General features: G+C 63.3%; 15 protein-coding genes. 8 read left to right on the top strand and 7 right to left on the bottom strand.

Annotation, left to right across the window (positions count from 1 at the left end; translation table 11 throughout):
• Positions 1 to 5: 5 nt before the first annotated feature.
• Genes TMPK1_RS18560 through TMPK1_RS18545 form a run of 4 tightly spaced genes read right to left on the bottom strand, consistent with a single transcriptional unit; the run spans position 6 to position 4,268 of the window.
• Positions 6 to 1,604, bottom strand: a complete 1,599-nt coding sequence (locus TMPK1_RS18560; RefSeq protein ID WP_420244920.1) for a DUF4214 domain-containing protein — start codon at positions 1,602 to 1,604, stop codon at positions 6 to 8.
• Positions 1,589 to 3,202, bottom strand: coding sequence for a shufflon system plasmid conjugative transfer pilus tip adhesin PilV (pilV, locus tag TMPK1_RS18555; protein ID WP_420244919.1), 1,614 nt, complete (start codon positions 3,200 to 3,202; stop codon positions 1,589 to 1,591). The genes TMPK1_RS18560 and pilV overlap by 16 nt, the downstream gene beginning before the upstream one ends.
• The gene (locus tag TMPK1_RS18550; protein WP_420244918.1) at positions 3,199 to 3,930 is read right to left on the bottom strand and encodes a hypothetical protein; all 732 of its coding nucleotides are present in this window, start codon (positions 3,928 to 3,930) and stop codon (positions 3,199 to 3,201) included. Before TMPK1_RS18550 ends, pilV begins: the two co-directional genes overlap by 4 nt.
• Positions 3,927 to 4,268 (bottom strand): hypothetical protein, encoded by a 342-nt coding sequence (locus TMPK1_RS18545; protein ID WP_420244917.1) that lies wholly within the window; start codon positions 4,266 to 4,268, stop codon positions 3,927 to 3,929. Before TMPK1_RS18545 ends, TMPK1_RS18550 begins: the two co-directional genes overlap by 4 nt.
• Before the next feature lie 113 nt (positions 4,269 to 4,381).
• Between TMPK1_RS18545 and TMPK1_RS18540 the strand changes: the two genes are divergently transcribed.
• Genes TMPK1_RS18540 through TMPK1_RS18505 form a run of 8 tightly spaced genes read left to right on the top strand, consistent with a single transcriptional unit; the run spans position 4,382 to position 11,967 of the window.
• Entirely contained in the window at positions 4,382 to 4,759 is a 378-nt protein-coding gene (locus TMPK1_RS18540; RefSeq protein WP_420244916.1) for a hypothetical protein, read from the top strand.
• A 4-nt stretch (positions 4,760 to 4,763) separates the two neighbouring features.
• Entirely contained in the window at positions 4,764 to 5,087 is a 324-nt protein-coding gene (locus TMPK1_RS18535; protein WP_420244915.1) for a hypothetical protein, read from the top strand.
• Positions 5,088 to 5,093: 6 nt separating this feature from the next.
• The gene (locus TMPK1_RS18530; protein WP_420244914.1) at positions 5,094 to 7,610 is read left to right on the top strand and encodes a VirB4 family type IV secretion/conjugal transfer ATPase; all 2,517 of its coding nucleotides are present in this window, start codon (positions 5,094 to 5,096) and stop codon (positions 7,608 to 7,610) included.
• On the top strand, positions 7,607 to 8,332 hold the full coding sequence (locus TMPK1_RS18525) for a hypothetical protein (protein ID WP_420244913.1): 726 nt from the start codon (positions 7,607 to 7,609) through the stop codon (positions 8,330 to 8,332). Before TMPK1_RS18530 ends, TMPK1_RS18525 begins: the two co-directional genes overlap by 4 nt.
• Positions 8,329 to 9,606: a hypothetical protein gene (locus TMPK1_RS18520; RefSeq protein WP_420244911.1), complete on the top strand. Its 1,278-nt coding sequence runs from the start codon at positions 8,329 to 8,331 to the stop codon at positions 9,604 to 9,606. The genes TMPK1_RS18525 and TMPK1_RS18520 overlap by 4 nt, the downstream gene beginning before the upstream one ends.
• Positions 9,603 to 10,961, top strand: a complete 1,359-nt coding sequence (locus tag TMPK1_RS18515; RefSeq protein WP_420244909.1) for a hypothetical protein — start codon at positions 9,603 to 9,605, stop codon at positions 10,959 to 10,961. Before TMPK1_RS18520 ends, TMPK1_RS18515 begins: the two co-directional genes overlap by 4 nt.
• On the top strand, positions 10,958 to 11,458 hold the full coding sequence (locus tag TMPK1_RS18510) for a hypothetical protein (protein ID WP_420244908.1): 501 nt from the start codon (positions 10,958 to 10,960) through the stop codon (positions 11,456 to 11,458). The genes TMPK1_RS18515 and TMPK1_RS18510 overlap by 4 nt, the downstream gene beginning before the upstream one ends.
• Positions 11,455 to 11,967, top strand: a complete 513-nt coding sequence (locus tag TMPK1_RS18505) for a DUF4262 domain-containing protein (RefSeq protein ID WP_420244907.1) — start codon at positions 11,455 to 11,457, stop codon at positions 11,965 to 11,967. Before TMPK1_RS18510 ends, TMPK1_RS18505 begins: the two co-directional genes overlap by 4 nt.
• Before the next feature lie 78 nt (positions 11,968 to 12,045).
• Here TMPK1_RS18505 and TMPK1_RS18500 read toward each other — a convergent pair whose 3' ends face one another.
• From TMPK1_RS18500 to TMPK1_RS18490, 3 genes are read right to left on the bottom strand one after another with little or no spacing between them, the layout of a single operon-like run.
• Complete coding sequence (locus TMPK1_RS18500) at positions 12,046 to 12,603, bottom strand: hypothetical protein (protein ID WP_420244905.1); 558 nt, start codon at positions 12,601 to 12,603, stop codon at positions 12,046 to 12,048.
• Positions 12,604 to 12,627: 24 nt separating this feature from the next.
• Positions 12,628 to 12,906: a hypothetical protein gene (locus TMPK1_RS18495; protein ID WP_420244904.1), complete on the bottom strand. Its 279-nt coding sequence runs from the start codon at positions 12,904 to 12,906 to the stop codon at positions 12,628 to 12,630.
• A complete protein-coding gene (locus tag TMPK1_RS18490) occupies positions 12,903 to 14,882 on the bottom strand; it encodes a hypothetical protein (RefSeq protein ID WP_420244903.1) in 1,980 nt (659 codons plus the stop codon). The genes TMPK1_RS18495 and TMPK1_RS18490 overlap by 4 nt, the downstream gene beginning before the upstream one ends.
• Positions 14,883 to 15,072 lie beyond the last annotated feature (190 nt).

Raw genomic sequence — 15,072 nt, 5'->3', positions numbered from 1 at the left:
TCGCGTCAGGCGAAAGCTGGATCGGGGAAGGTCGACCAAAGCCCGACGACTGTATTGGCCGCAGTCAGCGCAACGTTCTCGGGGCTCTCGGCAAAATTCGCGAGCAACGTCGCGCGCGACGTACCGTGCTGCAGCGCGTCGACTTGCACTTGGCGCCCGCCCGCGTCGGGCGGACGCCCCAGCACGTTTTGGTACAGAAGATCGACGAAAGCGCCGTCGCTGACATTCGTGCCGTATTTGGCGACGAACTCGGGCGCGGTAATGAAGCGTCCCGCAACGTCGATTTCGGCTTGATACTGCGCGCTCGAAACCGTGAAGCCCGCGACTTTGTCGGTGTTGGAAAAGCCCGCCGCAATCTTCTGCGGCACCAGCACGTCAAAGGCCTGGTGCGCCTGCACCAGCAAACCACCCTCGTCCGGCACACGCGCGAATGCAGCTTGATACAGACGATAGGCCGGCGACGCATTCACGCCACCGTCGAAGATCAGCACGCCATCGGAGAAATGAATACGTTCGACATTGGTGAATGTGTCGACGTCATTCGCGTCGGATTTCAATGTGACCGCAACGGAACCATCCGAATTCTGCGTCACGTTGTACGCAGACCGTGCGCTGAGCTCGACGACCGTGTCGCGCGCGCCAAGCCCGTCATAGATGTCGGCGATGCCGAGTAGCGGCCGGAACGTATCGACCGCCGCTGTACCTTTTTGGGGGATCGTGACTTTCAGACCTGGGTTCAGGTCTTTGATGATGGCTAGGTCGAGCGGCGATAGGCTGTATGCCTTGCCGGGTAACAGCGCGTCCTGAGAGTTGCCGTCCCAGTTCGCGAAGACATCGCTTGATAGCGTTGGGTGCAGGCTTGCGATCGACGCTGCCGAGTTCGGATTCTCGACGAGGGGAACCGGACCGCCAAACACAGCGACTGCGTTCGCGCCAGTGAAGAAGAACTTACCGCCGATCTTCTGCAGCAAGGGATTCATCGGGTCGGAATAACGCCCGCCCCCCGGCGTCGTGAGCTGCGCACCCGTCGTCGCGTCGGAGAACGTATAGACGTTGAATACGTTCTTCAGTGAACCCATGACCACCGAGACCGCGTCGACTTTATCGGCCGGCACCTGTGCGCGATCACCGGTCCAGTAGGAGTTGAATGCACCGATATTGAAATTAATGAATGCATCCGGCGTTGATCCGTTCTGATCGATTCCGGATATCAGCTCTGCCGCCGGCAGCGACGGGATCGTCGCCGTGGAACCGTTGATTTGCGGCAAGTCATTTTTGAATGCCGATAGACCGAACGAGTTCGAGATCTGAACCTGGATCTCGATGCTTCCGGCGCCGGTGATGTACTTGGCGTATTCAGCGAATGCAGCCTCGACGACCGCCTTTGCCGTAGCGATGTTCTGCGCAGTCGCGAGCCCCGTCTTATCGACGACGGTGACACTGTAAGCAAACGACGGCATTAGGGGGTCCTTCTGGTTTCGCTTGAGGACGGTACTCCCGGCCCAAACCATTGCTACCAATAGAATGGCCATAAAATACATTTTTTTTCGATTCGCTGGCCTTCCGAGGTAGTGTTGCGAAAGAGACATCAGCAGCTCACGCACGTCACCGGTTGGTTCCAGGCACACGCCCCACCCGCGCCGACACAGGTGGTCGGGCAACCCTCCCAGGTGCAGGTGCTATTTGTCGGCCAGCAGTTGCCACACGGCGGCCCCGAGGTCGTATTTTCGGGTGGGATGCAGCCCGTGTGATACGGGCCGTCGTTGTAGACGCAGTTCCCCGGCGAGCTACTGCTCAATCTCCACCATAGGCCCTCGGGAACACCGGATGGACATGGGGCCCAAGCGTAGATTTCCGGATCGCATGTTGGCGCCGGCGGACAATTCGAACTCACCGGAATAACCGACCCGTCCGGACATGTTTGCGTTGTCGGCGGGCAGCTCGCGGGATTCCCCTGAATCCAGCCGCTCGTGCAGCTGTAATACCAATAGCCATCCGGATAGCACTGCCAACCGATATCCGCGCACGGCGGCGGACATGGCACTTGATGCGTACCTGTCGACGGGCAGAACGGAATCGTCGCGCCGCATGTCCAAGCGCTACCACTCCATTTCAACGCTTGTTGCGGGGCGCAGCTGTCGGGGAAGCCGCCGGGCGTGCCGATCAATTGCCATGGAATCCATTTCGGTGCTGGCGGCGGCTGCGACGGCACCGGCGCATCGACGATCGCGCAGCTCATCGGCACCGGTAGCGTCGTGTTGGTTGCGCGAATCACACTGCCCGGCGCGATGATGGGCAGCACGGCACCGGTCGGAGACGGCGTGGGCGTCGGTACCACGCAACTGCCGTAGGGTACGGCACCGATCGACGCGCCGAAGGACGGCGTCGACGGACTCGGCGTGTCAAAGATAAAATTCTTTAGACCCAGACGCCCGACATCGCGCACGCCGCCGGCCGCAAACACGATCGGTGCACCCATCGTGTTGTACGCCTCACCGCCCGGTATGTTGGGCTGCGTCGACGTACCGGGCAGACGGAAGCGATGGAGATATTCCATCTGCAGTTCGCCCGGATGCAGCACGAGCAACGACGCGACGGAACCCGATTGGGGCGCGGGCAACGCTGCCGTCACCCATGCGGACACCGGCATGTTCCACGAATTATACGCACCGCGCAGCGTCACCGGATCGTCCTGCGTGATCGCAGCCCCACCACCCAGCACGGTCGCGGTATAGCGCGCACGCGCATCCGGCATCGGGCGCCCGCCCGTGCCCGCAACCAGAATTTCGAGCTGTCCGTCGACCCATTTCCGCGCCTCCGCCGACAGCGGCGCCGAGGTCGGCGACCTGCGGACCAGCACCGTGTAGCGCTGGCCGTAGGAATCGGTTGGATCGAAGTTCGCGGGCAGCAAGCCGACCGCGATCAACTGCGCGAGTGGCAATTCGGCCGGACCGTCTTTCGCGTCGCGCAGCACCGACGTGTAATTCGCGCGCGTCCAATTCTCGCCAGCGTCGCGCAGCTTACGCACTTTCCCGACGACGTCGCGCGCGGCGAGGTCACGCGCAAACAGCTCGTAGCTTGCATAGGCGGCCATCGATGCGGCGCCGACCGCGGTCAGCGCCGCAATCGTTCCAAGCAACGCACCAGCTGGCCGCGCATGCGGCGGCAACGCCGACATCGTGGGTTCGATCGGGCCGTTCATCCAAGCGCGTCCAATGTCGAAGCAAGATGCGGCACCGGCGCTTCCGGCGAAGGAAAGCGCAGGTCATGCGATTGCGGCGGCTCGACCAGCCCCAGCGTGCCAACCAGAAATTCGAACAGCTGAATGAGCTGCGTGCGAAAGATCGGCACGCTGGCGCCTTCGCATTCGGCGAGCAGCGACGCCGCTTCTTCCAACGTGACCTCGTCGCCGCCGCGCAAGAACGCGATCAAGGCGGCGTCAAAGCCGAAGGCCTGCAGCAGCAGCTTCACGCGCGGCCAGACCGGCGCGTTGGGAAGGCGATCGAAGGCGAGCGCGGCCATGCGCCGCCGCGCGACAACCAGATCCGCAGCCGTCGCAGCCGCCCCACGTGGATCGATCGCGATCGCAAACCGCGCCGGCATCGCTTGCGCAGCCGGCGCGACGTCCGGCGCAGCGCGCGCCTGACTCCAATCACGTTGGACAGCACGCAGCTGGGCCAAGGCATTTTGCGCCCGCGCGGCACTGTCGGCGAGATCGAGCACCGCGTCGCGCACCGAATCGTTGACTTGGCCCGCAAGCTCGATCATTTCGCGCAGCAGCGCCGGCGTCCGGTGCTCGCCGCCAAGTACATACAGTTCGGTCACGCGCAAGACCGCGGCGGCGACGGTTTCAGCCGGCGCCAGTTCCGCCGTTGCACCTTCGCTCTGCAGATCGGCACGTCCGATCGCGCGCGCGAAGAGCGACTTCATACGAACCAGCCACGCGCGAGCAGCCGCACGCGCGGAACCCAAAGCAACGGCGCACCGCCGCGCAGCGCGGTCCAGCTCGCCACGACGAGACGCGCAACGCCGGCGATACAAGCAGCGAGCAACGTCACCGCAGGCAGAAGAAACAGGCCGAGCGCGATCGGCGCGTCGGCACGCCACGCCGACGCGATTGAACTGGGTGACGGCGCGCCTTCGACGGCGACGTACCATAGGAGCGTCGCGACCATGCCGGCCGCCAGAACCACCAAGGAAGCGAGGATCGCATCCGCCAGCGCCAGCAAAACGGCGCCCGCCGCCGCGACCCAACTCGGCGTCTTCATCGAGGCCAGGCCCGATCCATCAAATCTCCGTTTCTAAGATAGGCTCGACTTTACGGTATTAGCCTGATAGCTCTTTGGCCGGAGTAAGTCAAAGAGCGAGCGGAGACGACCGAATGCGGCGAGTGCTGGAACGGATGTTGCGCCTGCTGGCGCTGTCGATCGGATTGGCGGTGGTGATGCCGGCAGTGTCGCTCGATTTGCGCGGCCCGCATGTCGTGCTGGTCGAGCCCGCCGTCGCCCAGGCAGCGGATTCGACGCTGCAAACGACCTACACGTCGAAGCTTTGCGAGGTTTACAACGTCGGCAAGCAGCTCGTGTATATCGCGCTGGGCATCGGCATTCTTGTCGTCGTCGTCTTGTCGATCGGAAGCCGATTCCGCACCGGCCTGTTCATCACGCTGGTGGCGTCGGTGGTCATCGTTGCGACCACCGATCAGCTGATGGGCTTCCTCAACAAAGATGCGCAGTTCAACTGCAAGGGGACGCAGTAAGCCCGTGGAGGCGCGCCCCGCCTATCACCGGCAAACGCCGATCCAAACCCGCGCCGCCGAGCCCTGGACGCTCTTGATGGCGCCGGCCAAAGCGACCTTGCTCAATTTCGGAATCTGGATCGGCATCGGCACGATTCTGGCCGCCGTCGCGCATATGTCGCCATTGCTGTTCGTGCTGATCCCGATGGCGGTGCAGCCGGTTCTGATCCTGCTGCAATTTCGCGACCCGCATTATATGACCGCGACGCGCGCCTGGTTCTCGGTTCGCCAGATTCGCGCGCGCGGCAACGAAATCGACGCGGTTGCGGGCCGCGTGCATCTCGCCTGACGCGTCGTGAGTCTGCCCGTCGCCCTGCCACCGTCGCTGTGGTTTGCCGCCTTGGGGTTTGTCGGGACGGTCGCGAGCGCGGCTGGCGCAGCCGCATTGCTGGTGCCGCGCGTGCGCGAACGCGCTTTGCCGCGGCCGGTGAAAAAACATCTCGCGGACTACATACCGCTCGACGAAACGCTATCGATCGAAACCCACGGCCCGACCGGTGCCGCGACACGCAAAGGCGTCGCCATACGCTGCAAGGACGGCACGCATGTCGCGGTGCTGGAATTGGCCGGCCGCGACGTCGCGTTCCTGACCGAAGACGAGCAGCGCGGCCTGTACCATGTCGCCAAACAGTTGCTCGACGGCGCCGCGGATGATGGCGTGCGGTTGCGCCATATCCTGCTGCGCCGTCCGATCAACGCACCGGCCGAGCCGCCGATGCGCACCAGGCTCGCCGCTGAGATTGCCCGCCGCTGGAACGCACGCGCAGCGCGCGGCTGGCGCAATACCTTGGCGCTTGTGCTGGAAATCGACGGCGGCACGGACGCGTTGGCAAAGCTGAACGAACGTGTCGAGCGCGCGCAGACCTTGCTGCGGCCGTTCGGCCCGGAACTGCTCACCAATTTTGCCGGCGACTCCGTCGCGGGCGATCTGACGCTTGCGGGATTTTTCGGCCAGTTGATCGCCCCGATCACGCGGCCCAATCCGGCGCGGCTGGGAGCCGACCTGGCGCACGCGCTCGCAGTCGATGAAGTCGAGTTCGAAGCGCCTGACTTGCCGTCGGGTTGGTTCCGCTTCTGGCGCGGCGAAGACTGCAAGCTCGGCTGCGTCTTGTCGGTGCGCGACTTCGGCCAGGATATGCGCGCCAAGTTGATCGAAGATTTGATGACGGTCGATGCCGAGCTGGCGGTCGTGCAGGCGATCACGCCGCTGCGCAAAGCCAAGGCCAGCATGCGCATCTACAAGAAATCGACGTCGGACCTGTCGGCCTATTTCCGCCCGTCCATCGCGGGCCAGTATTCGACGTTGCTGAACATGATCGGCGCCGACGACGATGAGGCCGGCGTGCTGGTCGAACACGCGATGGTGCTGGTCGTTTATGGCGATACGCGCGACACGTTGGAGCGACATAGGCAGAATGTCGAAGCGGCGCTGACCCAGAACGGTGCCCGTCCCAAGCGCGAACGCGGCCTTGCCGCGGCATGCTGGTTCGATCAGATCCCGACTGCCGAGCCTTGGCCGCGCGTCATGGAATTGTCGAGCTGGAACGTCGCCAACCTTCTGTCCTTCAACGCACCACCCGCGGGTGCCGAGACGTCGGTGCTCGACAAAATCCGGGAAGCAGACGGACGCTGGGTTGACGGCACCGCGACGGGTGCGATCGCCTATGTTCCGACCGCACAAGGAACTTTGTTTGCGGCGCAGTATCACGAGCGCGCCGGTTCGAATGCAGGTCATTCGATCACAATCGGCGACACCAATGCCGGCAAAACGACCTGGGCGCAATTTCTCGCGTTGATGTCGAGCCGGCACACAAACCTGTCGACCTATGTCTTCGATCGCCTGCACGGCATGTACGCCTTCACCAGCTGCGTCGAGCAGACCTACGTCCAGTTCGGCGGCGAGCGACTGGCCGGAACCATCCAGGGCGGCCTCAACCCGCTGCACGCGATCGACAGCGAACGCGGCCTCGAAGCGGTGCAACGCTGGTTGGAAGACGTGGCGCATGTCGAAGACGCCGAAGGCATCGACGAGATTGCCAACGCGCTCTCGATCGCACGGCTTGTTCCGCGTGACGAGCGGTCGCTCGCCGCGCTGTTGCCGATGATGTTCGGCGCCCATGGGCGCGTGCGGCGCGAGCTGCAGAAATGGGTTGACCCGCGCCGCTATGGTGGCCTGGTCAATGCACCGCAGGAAGTGATCGGCCTGGACGGCGCCTGGTTGACCGCCTTCGACATGACCGACATCGGCGCCGACGACGAGCTGGCGCCCGCCATTCTCGGCTATCTGATCCAACGCTGCCTTTGGCATATGCGCGACAGCGGATGTCGTGCGCATTTCCTGATGGATGAAATGCCGGCGCTGATCCGCATCGCGCATATGCCCGAAACGATCGGCATGTTGTTGCGCGAAATCCGCAAAGCCGGCGGCTTCGTCTCGCTGCTGTGCCAGACGCCGCGCGACCTCGCCGGCGATTTCGGCAGCCTGGTGCGCAGCCAGTGCAAGACCCAGTGGATCTATCCCAATCCCAATGCGAGCGATGAAGACTGGCGACAGGCCGGGATCGAGCTCAACGAAAAGGAGCTCGCCTTTCTCCAAGGCCGCAGCCCACTGAATTACCAGGTCCAACGCGGCGTTCTGCTGCGCCGGCCTGGGCAGCGCACGTCCGTCGTGCTTGACGTCGATCTCGCTTGCCTCGGCAAGAAACTTCTCAAAGTTTTTTCCAGCGATGCGGAAGACGTGCGTTTCCTGGCCGACCTGCAAGCGCAATTCGGCCGCGACGTTGCGATCGAACGTTATGTGGGGAATGCATGAGCGATCGACTTCGAACAGGCCCGCTGTTGCTGTTGCTGGCGCTGGCACCGCTGTTCAGCGCCGCACCTGCCGCCGCGCAGGGCTATCCGGTGACGGATGCCGGTGCAATCGCAAATTTCGGTGAAGTGGTCAAAACGATGCGCGACACGCTGCAAACCTTGGGCACCGTGTCCAAGCCAGGCTCGCTGTTGGGCACGTTGAAGGGCACGCAAGACGCGCTCGGTGGTGCAGGCGATCCCCTGCCACCCTTGCGCCTGCCGCGATTGGACATCACCGCCTTGGCACCGACCGGTGATCGTTGGGGTGGCGCTGCAATCGATTGGTCGTCCCCCGACGCGGCGCGCGCGGCGGTACGCCAGCAACTGTTCCTGCCGACCAACGCACCTAAGCCACCCTCGGCGATCGAGTTACAGCAACTCGCGAGCCGGCGCACGCGCGCGGCGCGGCGCGCGGTCGAAGACGCCACCGCGCTAGCGCTTGCCGCGCGGCAAAAGATTTCGGCGGACGCGGCGTCGGTCGAAAAATTGCGCGCGCGGGCCGACCAGCCCGATGTGCGCCGTTCGGTACAGGCCAATACCGACGCGCTGCTCGCCGTGCAGGACCGGATGAGCGAGGTCGCATTGCTTTTGTCGGCGCTGATCGAACTGCGCGCCACGCGCGCGATCGAGGCCGACCGGCCACAAGGCGTCAAAGACGTCGCCGCCGACGCGAGCGGACAATGAAGCGCGCCGTCATATGCATGGCACTGTTTTTCGTCGCCGCCCCAGCGGTTGCGTTGGAGCCGGTCATCGACTTCGCGCAAATCGCGCGCATCACGCAGCAGCTTGCGACCTCGATCAAACAGCTGCAGGTGCTGACTCAGTCGAACGGCAATCTGCAGCAGATGCTGGGTGCGATCGGGCCACTGGGCGAGATGGCCGGGCTGGATGCAACTGCGCTCGGCGGGCTTGGCAGCGGCGGCCTCAATGTCGGTGCGCTGCTCGACAAATCCTTCCCCGATGGATTCGGCCTCGGCACGCTCGCATCGATCAATCTCGATGATGTCGGTAAATGGGCGATCAAAGAGGGCATCCAAAACGGTCTTTCGACGCGCGCCATCGCGGGCAAGGCGTTCGATCTGACGCTCGCGGATCTGCAAACCCAGCCCAACGCAACCACCGACGACATTGCACGCATCTTTGCGCGCGGCGGCTATGCCGGGCTCGAAACGGTCCCAGGCGTCGTCGACGCGGTCAAACGCGGCGCGCGCGGCGACATGCAGGACCAAGTCGATCGCGCCTTTGGTGCCAGCGCGCAACTACAAGCGGCCGGTATCGACTTGACCGATCCAGCAGCAGCGACATTGCGGCAGGCGATCGAAGGCGGCATCGACAAGCAAGCGATCGGGCGCGCGGCCTATCAGGCAATTCTTGATGGCGCGACCAGCAAGGGCCTCAACGTTGCGACGCTCAGCAACGATGCGGTCGCGGGCATGTTGCGCGACGCGGGACTGAAAGGCTTGGAGAAGCTGCCGGGGTTGCTCGACTCGGTGCAGCAGGCCGGGCGTACGCTCGGCGGACTTGCCGATCTGCGTGATCTGGCACCACCGGCGCAGTTGTTTCGCGCCAGCTCAACCGAAACCGCGTCGTTCGCCGATTTCACGACGGCGCGCGATGCAACGCGCGCGGCGCTGTGGTCGGGCGATGCGATCACCGACGCGATCGCCGCGCAGAACATCGCTGCGGCGCGCGGCCGCGTGCAGGCCGAAGCAATCGGAACCGCCTATCCGTTGGCGCTGCGGTTGCGCGCCGAACTCGCCAAACAGCCTGCGCGCATCGAAGCGCTCGCCGAAGACGCCAAAGCCGCGGCGACCTTGAACGCGCAACTGCGCGAATCGAACAAGGCGACGTTGGCGCTGGTCCAATCGGCGAGCCGGATGGAAGCGGCGCTGGGCGCGTTGCTTGGCCTGGAAGCGGCCGAACAGCTGCAAGCGCAACCGAACGGCGCGCCACCGTGAAGCGCTTGCTCTTGCTCGCACTCGTTCTGTCACCCGGCGCCGCCCAAGCTTTCTACACGTGCCCGCCGCTCGCGACTTGCTTTCCCAAACCGGTGCCGGTTCTGGATCCAGCGCAGCTCGCCATTGCGGCGGATGCAGTCACCGCCGCGAACAATGCGCTGACGGCCTGGACCGAAGCGCAAAGCCTCACGCGCAACCTGCAAAGCGCAATCGGCGCGCACGGCGGTCTTTCACTGTCGATCGCCAAAGACCCCGGCCTCGCCCGCGCCCTGCAGCTTGCCGCGCCTGCCAAACTCGCGGGACCGACCGGCGACGGGTTTGATGTCGCGCAAGCAACGCTGCGTGCGACTCAGGCGCGGATCGAGACTACTTTGTTCACACCGCACGCCGACGCAACGCCGATCGAGATGGCGCAGGTCACCGGGGCGCGTGGCGCTGCGTCCCGCACCAGTACCAGCGACGCGCTGGCAACGTCGCTGGTGCGCCGCGCGGCCATGAGCACTGAGTCCAAAGAGGTTGCAGACCTCAAAGCCGCGCGCGCCACTGCACGCACCTTGCGCGACGATGTTGCGGTCAACCAGCGCGCACGCCTGGCACTGGCGCGCCGCTTCGACGAAGTCACGCTGCTGTTGGCGCAGTATCTCGAACTTGCGGCCGCAAATCGTCTCGCCGCGCAACCAGTCGCGGCCAGCTTTCCAGCCGCAGCGCGCGACGCAGCCCCCGCAACCGTTGCGGAGCCGGCGCGCATCGGAGCACAGCCGCTGCGCCTGGCAGAAGCGCTGCGCGGCGCAAGCGCCGACACGTCACGCCGCCGCGCTGCCAGCAGCGACAGTGCCGCGCTGACACGCGACGCAACGGCGGCGATCGCTTTGGCGTCGAGCAATTCCGCCGACGTCCGGCAGACTTTTCCGGACGTGGCGCAAGCAGAGACGCCGATGCTCGATGCCGGGCTGCGTGCGATCTATGCTGATCCTGCAACCGCCAAGCGCGTGCTGTATGACGCGGCAACAGCAGGCGCAGACATGGCGCCGTGGTCGCGCTTTTCGACTGCAGCTTTGTCGGACGCCGACGCAGCTGCCTTGTCGGGCGAGGCGGATCTTAAACAGACCTGGACGCGCAGCGTCACGGCCAGCGACGGCGCCATGGCGACCCTTGCCACCGATCCGTCGCGCGGCGGACCGTTGCTGGTCACGCAAGAAGATGCGGCTGCGTCGGTCGCGGCACTTCGTCAAAGCGATGCGCTGACCGAACTTGCGCGCTGGGCCCAGGCAAAGCGCCTGGCGGCAGCGCATGTCGAAGTGCGCGGGTGGCTTGATGATGCGGCGCAGTTGGCACGCGAGGCAGGCGCGCCGTGATGCGCACCTTCTTGTCGCTCGCTCTCGCGTCGGTCGTTGCGGTGTCGGCCCAGGCCGAACGCGCGTCGCCGCTCCTGCCGCTCGATCGAATTTTGTCGGTGGCGAAACTTGGTGCGGTGAAGCGGCTTGCGGTTTCCGAGAATGCGGCGGTCGACCGCGCCTGGATCGTTGACGGCGTGTTTGGGGCCGGCCGGGTGCGCGCGCTTGCGCCCGACGAACGGTTCGAAGACGCGGTGCTTGCCGATCTGTCCGAGCTGCAATTTCGCTGTAGCGGTGCGCTCGATAGCGAATTTGACTTGCCGCGGCGCGCGGCAACCACCCAAATCGCAACTGCGATCCTGAACTGCCGCGGACCACGCACCAGTATACTTGCAATTGTATATATCCATTCCGGGAACAGCTTCGTCACGCTCTTGCATGAAGGCATGCCGGCGCATCGCGATGCGGTTCTCGACAAACAAGCGCGGGTAACGCGCGCACTGGACCACGCGCCATGAGCAAAAAGAAAAAGCCCGCGATCGACGCCGTTCAACGGATCAACGCCGACATTGCCGAAGTCGGTTGGTCGGTGGTGATTGGTCCGGACCAGGACGGATTCGCCTACACAGTCGGCCTGACCGAAACGCATCTGCAGGCCGAGCTTTGCGTGCACGGCGTCACCGATTCCGACCTGACCCATCGCCTTCTCGATCAACTGGCGCAGCGTATCGTGCAGGACGACGTGCCGTTGTTGGGTACGCGGATCGACGGCGTATTGCGCGACCTGGATCTATTTCTGCTGGCGACCGACAAACGCGCCCGCGACCGCGCCACCTACGCCGCCGCGCGTTACGGTTCAGCCGTTCGCTTCGTGCAATGCGTACTGCCCGACGCGACCAACCGTTTTCCCTGGAACTACGCCGTCAATCGTTGGCAAACATTCGGTCAGATTGTCATGGCGCCATGGCCCAAAGACGACACGCCGGAAGACCAGTTTCCGACGATGCTGGAGTTGATGGCGCGGTAATTAGTAACGTGTGCGCAAGCGCATGCCGACGCAGCAACTCGCCCGGCACAATGTTATGCAGAATTGCACGCGCCCGGATCACTGATCTTCGAACGTAAACGCGCTTGCGGGAGCGCGTATGCGAAGGACACGCATCAGCTCCTCATACCGCATGATTCTGCTCGAAAACCGAATTCGCGCAGACGGCCCTTGCACATGAATATTCGCAATCCGCCGGCTGCCGCTCATGACGTCGTACTTTGAGATTTCAACAATCTCGTCGATCGGAATGACGGTAGAGAGAAAACCAAACGACCGTTTTTCGATCGAATCCCCCACGACCCGGATGCGGCCATTGGTGAGTGCCATAAAAACACCAAGCCCGACCGTCGCCGCTTCGACGGCCATCACGGCCAGCCCATTTCGCCACCCGAGATCAAACGCACTCTGGTACATCGCCCAGGCTCCGCGGCCCGTAGTGAGTCCGTGCCAAATTGGGATCGCCGCGACGGCGAGCATGAGGGCAATAGGTTTCGCGACGTCGACCGGCCGGTAAGGAAAGCTGCGTTTATCCATCCGGACTAGCCGCATTTTCTGATCAGCGAACAACGTGTCAGGCGCCGAGAAACACGCCGACGCACTGGCGATTCTGCTCACCAACTAGATCCATGATGGTCCTGCCTACCGCTCACCCTGAACCTTTTCACCATCATCACGGATCCACCGCAGATACACTGATGCCAGAACGGTAATGATTAGAACCGCGGTCAAAATGAACCAAGCCGTGTCCGCGAAGTTCAGCAATTTCTTCTGAAGCGGCTCAACAAAATACGTCATGCTGCGCTCCTGATACTCGACGAGCTCAGGACCTGAAAACGTTCTGTTCAGCCATCTAGCGCGCCAAGTCGCACGGATTGCGAGGATCACGACGAGCGCGATCACGAGAATGATTTTTATCATGGATCGATCGTATACGGATCTACCTTACCACCTATCGTCGTCGTGCCGCCGCCACTGTTTATGCCGGGCGTATTCGCGCCAAAGAGCAACTGATAAGAGTTTCCGGTGACACCATTCGGCGCGACGATGGAGGTGTACGTAAAGCTGATCGGAAAGCCCGGCCACGCGATCGTCAACCCGTTTTGCTGATACGGCCCGCTTAAGTCCGCTGGAGTAGAATTCACATTCTTATAGAATGTTATATCGATTCCGACGTTTGCAGAAAATTTTGCGCTCGGGTTTGTCGGATTTTGAGGTGGTGACCCACCCCCACCTGCAACGTTGCTGTAGCGGAAAATTCCGTCAGGGCCGAACGAATTTCCCGCTTCCACCGATCCTTGAAGAAACGCGAAAGCGTTTCCATTGGCAACCACGCCAAGCGTGACCGTTGACGGCTTCGGGTTCGGGTTGCGATCAGCGTAAACGAAGATCTCTACAGGTTTGTCGCTGGTCCCCTGCGACAAATCTACCGCCGGAATTAGACTAATAAGCGACTGAAGAATGCCGAGTGAAGATGTCGTGTCTTCAATCGGCGTTACAGTATCGACAGCCGTCGGCACGTATCGCGTCGTGATTGTCCGACCACCAGTCGTTGACGTGCCGCCACTATCATATCCGTAATCGGTGCCGCCATCGCCACCGCTGGCGTCAGATTTCTCCGTCGCGTAGTTAGCGTCCGCACCCTGTCCAGCGCCGGGCGAGAAAGTGCTACCGGCACCCCACTCACTATCAAAGCCACCACCCGAAGAACCCGTGATGACCGAGTCCATGCCACCGCCGCCGGTTGGGCTGTGGCCGTTGCTGAACGAATCGAACGCGTCGCGATTGCCGAGTTGCGCGGTCTTCCAGACACCGAAATCAACGAAGTCCTGATACGTCGGCCCCGTTTGATTTCCCGTCGCAGCGCTATTCACGAGCGCCTTTTGCGCGGGCGCGCTTTGCGCCACCGGCTTGTTTTCGGTCGACTGCTGGAAGCGCGATGTAAATTCCGCTTTCGCGGCATCGACGCCGTGCTGGTTTGCAAATTCCTCGAACGCATTCGTTTGGAATGCGAGCCCCGCCGCGTCAGCCTGGCGGCCGAGAATGTTCGTATAAAGTTGCGCGATGTACGCGCCAGCACCGGATTGAGCGGGCGGCGCGGCGGCACCGCCCGCTTGTGCGGAAACCGCTGACACAAACAAGTCGGCGCCCGTTTGCACCTTTGCGTTCACGCCGACAGCGTTGTTCTGGGGTACGGCCACACCATACGCAGCGAGTCCAGCCTGCGCCCTGGCCTCATCCGCCACCTGCTTCGCGGCCTGCGCGAGCTGCACATTAAGATTCTGCGCGGCTTCGGCGGCGCTGCTCTGCTGCAGCACTTCTTTCGCGGCGGCGATCGTCTGGGTGACCGTGGTGACGACCTTGGCCGCATTCGCTTTCGCTTCGTCGGCATTCAAAAAACGCGACGCGAATTCTGCGTTCGCTTTGTCCACCCCGTATTGCTGCGCGAACGCGTTGTAGGCGGCGACCTGCACGGCCTCGCCACCCGCATCCGCTTCACGTCCGAAGAAGCCACGATACAGCGCGTCGATATACGCCGTGCCGTTGATTGCAGGCGGCGGCGGCGGCGGCGTGATGACCGTGGTCGTGTCGTTCGACGGCGGATTGTAGGTCGGCGGCGGCGTGTAGGCCGGCGGTGGCGGCGTGTAGACCGGGGTCGGATCGTAATAGACCGGGTCCGGTTGCGGCGGCGGTTCCGGCGGCGTGTAGACCGGCGGTTGGTACGGCTCGGGCGGTGGAACGTAGGGCGGCTGTTCCGGCGGCTGCGACGGGATGTCGACGATTACCGGCGGCGCTTCAACGACAGGCGGAGGCGGGGGCGGTTCGTAGACCGGCGGCGGGGGTGCCGGCGGCGTGTACGGCGTTGAACCTTGATCGTCCCAGTCGTTGATTTCCATCGCGTCGTTCTCCCGCGCGGTTTTCCGTCTTTCGGTAATTCACCAAGCGTGAACGTGGAATCAAGAGAATAAAGAAAGCGTCAGGATATCGACATTTGTATCGAAGGCTTGTCCTGCCCTGGCGACAGTTTGCACCGACACAATCCGGTGCATTGGGCCCCAATGGTGCGCAGCGCAGACGGCGCCGAAC

The sequence above is a fragment of the Roseiterribacter gracilis genome (assembly GCA_018332375.1).
Lineage (GTDB): Bacteria > Pseudomonadota > Alphaproteobacteria > BOG-932 > Roseiterribacteraceae > Roseiterribacter > Roseiterribacter gracilis.
The sequence above is the reverse complement of the archived record's forward strand: the minus strand, read 5'-3'. Positions and strand labels throughout refer to the sequence as shown.

Bases quoted from the DNA above. Each gene is read 5' to 3' on its own strand.
- pilV (WP_420244919.1), bottom strand. From the start codon at position 3,202: ATGAACGGCCCGATCGAACCCACGATGTCGGCGTTGCCGCCGCATGCG.
- TMPK1_RS18550 (WP_420244918.1), bottom strand. From the start codon at position 3,930: ATGAAGTCGCTCTTCGCGCGCGCGATCGGACGTGCCGATCTGCAGAGC.
- TMPK1_RS18545 (WP_420244917.1), bottom strand. From the start codon at position 4,268: ATGAAGACGCCGAGTTGGGTCGCGGCGGCGGGCGCCGTTTTGCTGGCG.
- TMPK1_RS18540 (WP_420244916.1), top strand. From the start codon at position 4,382: ATGCGGCGAGTGCTGGAACGGATGTTGCGCCTGCTGGCGCTGTCGATC.
- TMPK1_RS18525 (WP_420244913.1), top strand. From the start codon at position 7,607: ATGAGCGATCGACTTCGAACAGGCCCGCTGTTGCTGTTGCTGGCGCTG.
- TMPK1_RS18520 (WP_420244911.1), top strand. From the start codon at position 8,329: ATGAAGCGCGCCGTCATATGCATGGCACTGTTTTTCGTCGCCGCCCCA.
- TMPK1_RS18505 (WP_420244907.1), top strand. From the start codon at position 11,455: ATGAGCAAAAAGAAAAAGCCCGCGATCGACGCCGTTCAACGGATCAAC.
- TMPK1_RS18495 (WP_420244904.1), bottom strand. From the start codon at position 12,906: ATGATAAAAATCATTCTCGTGATCGCGCTCGTCGTGATCCTCGCAATC.
- TMPK1_RS18490 (WP_420244903.1), bottom strand. From the start codon at position 14,882: ATGGAAATCAACGACTGGGACGATCAAGGTTCAACGCCGTACACGCCG.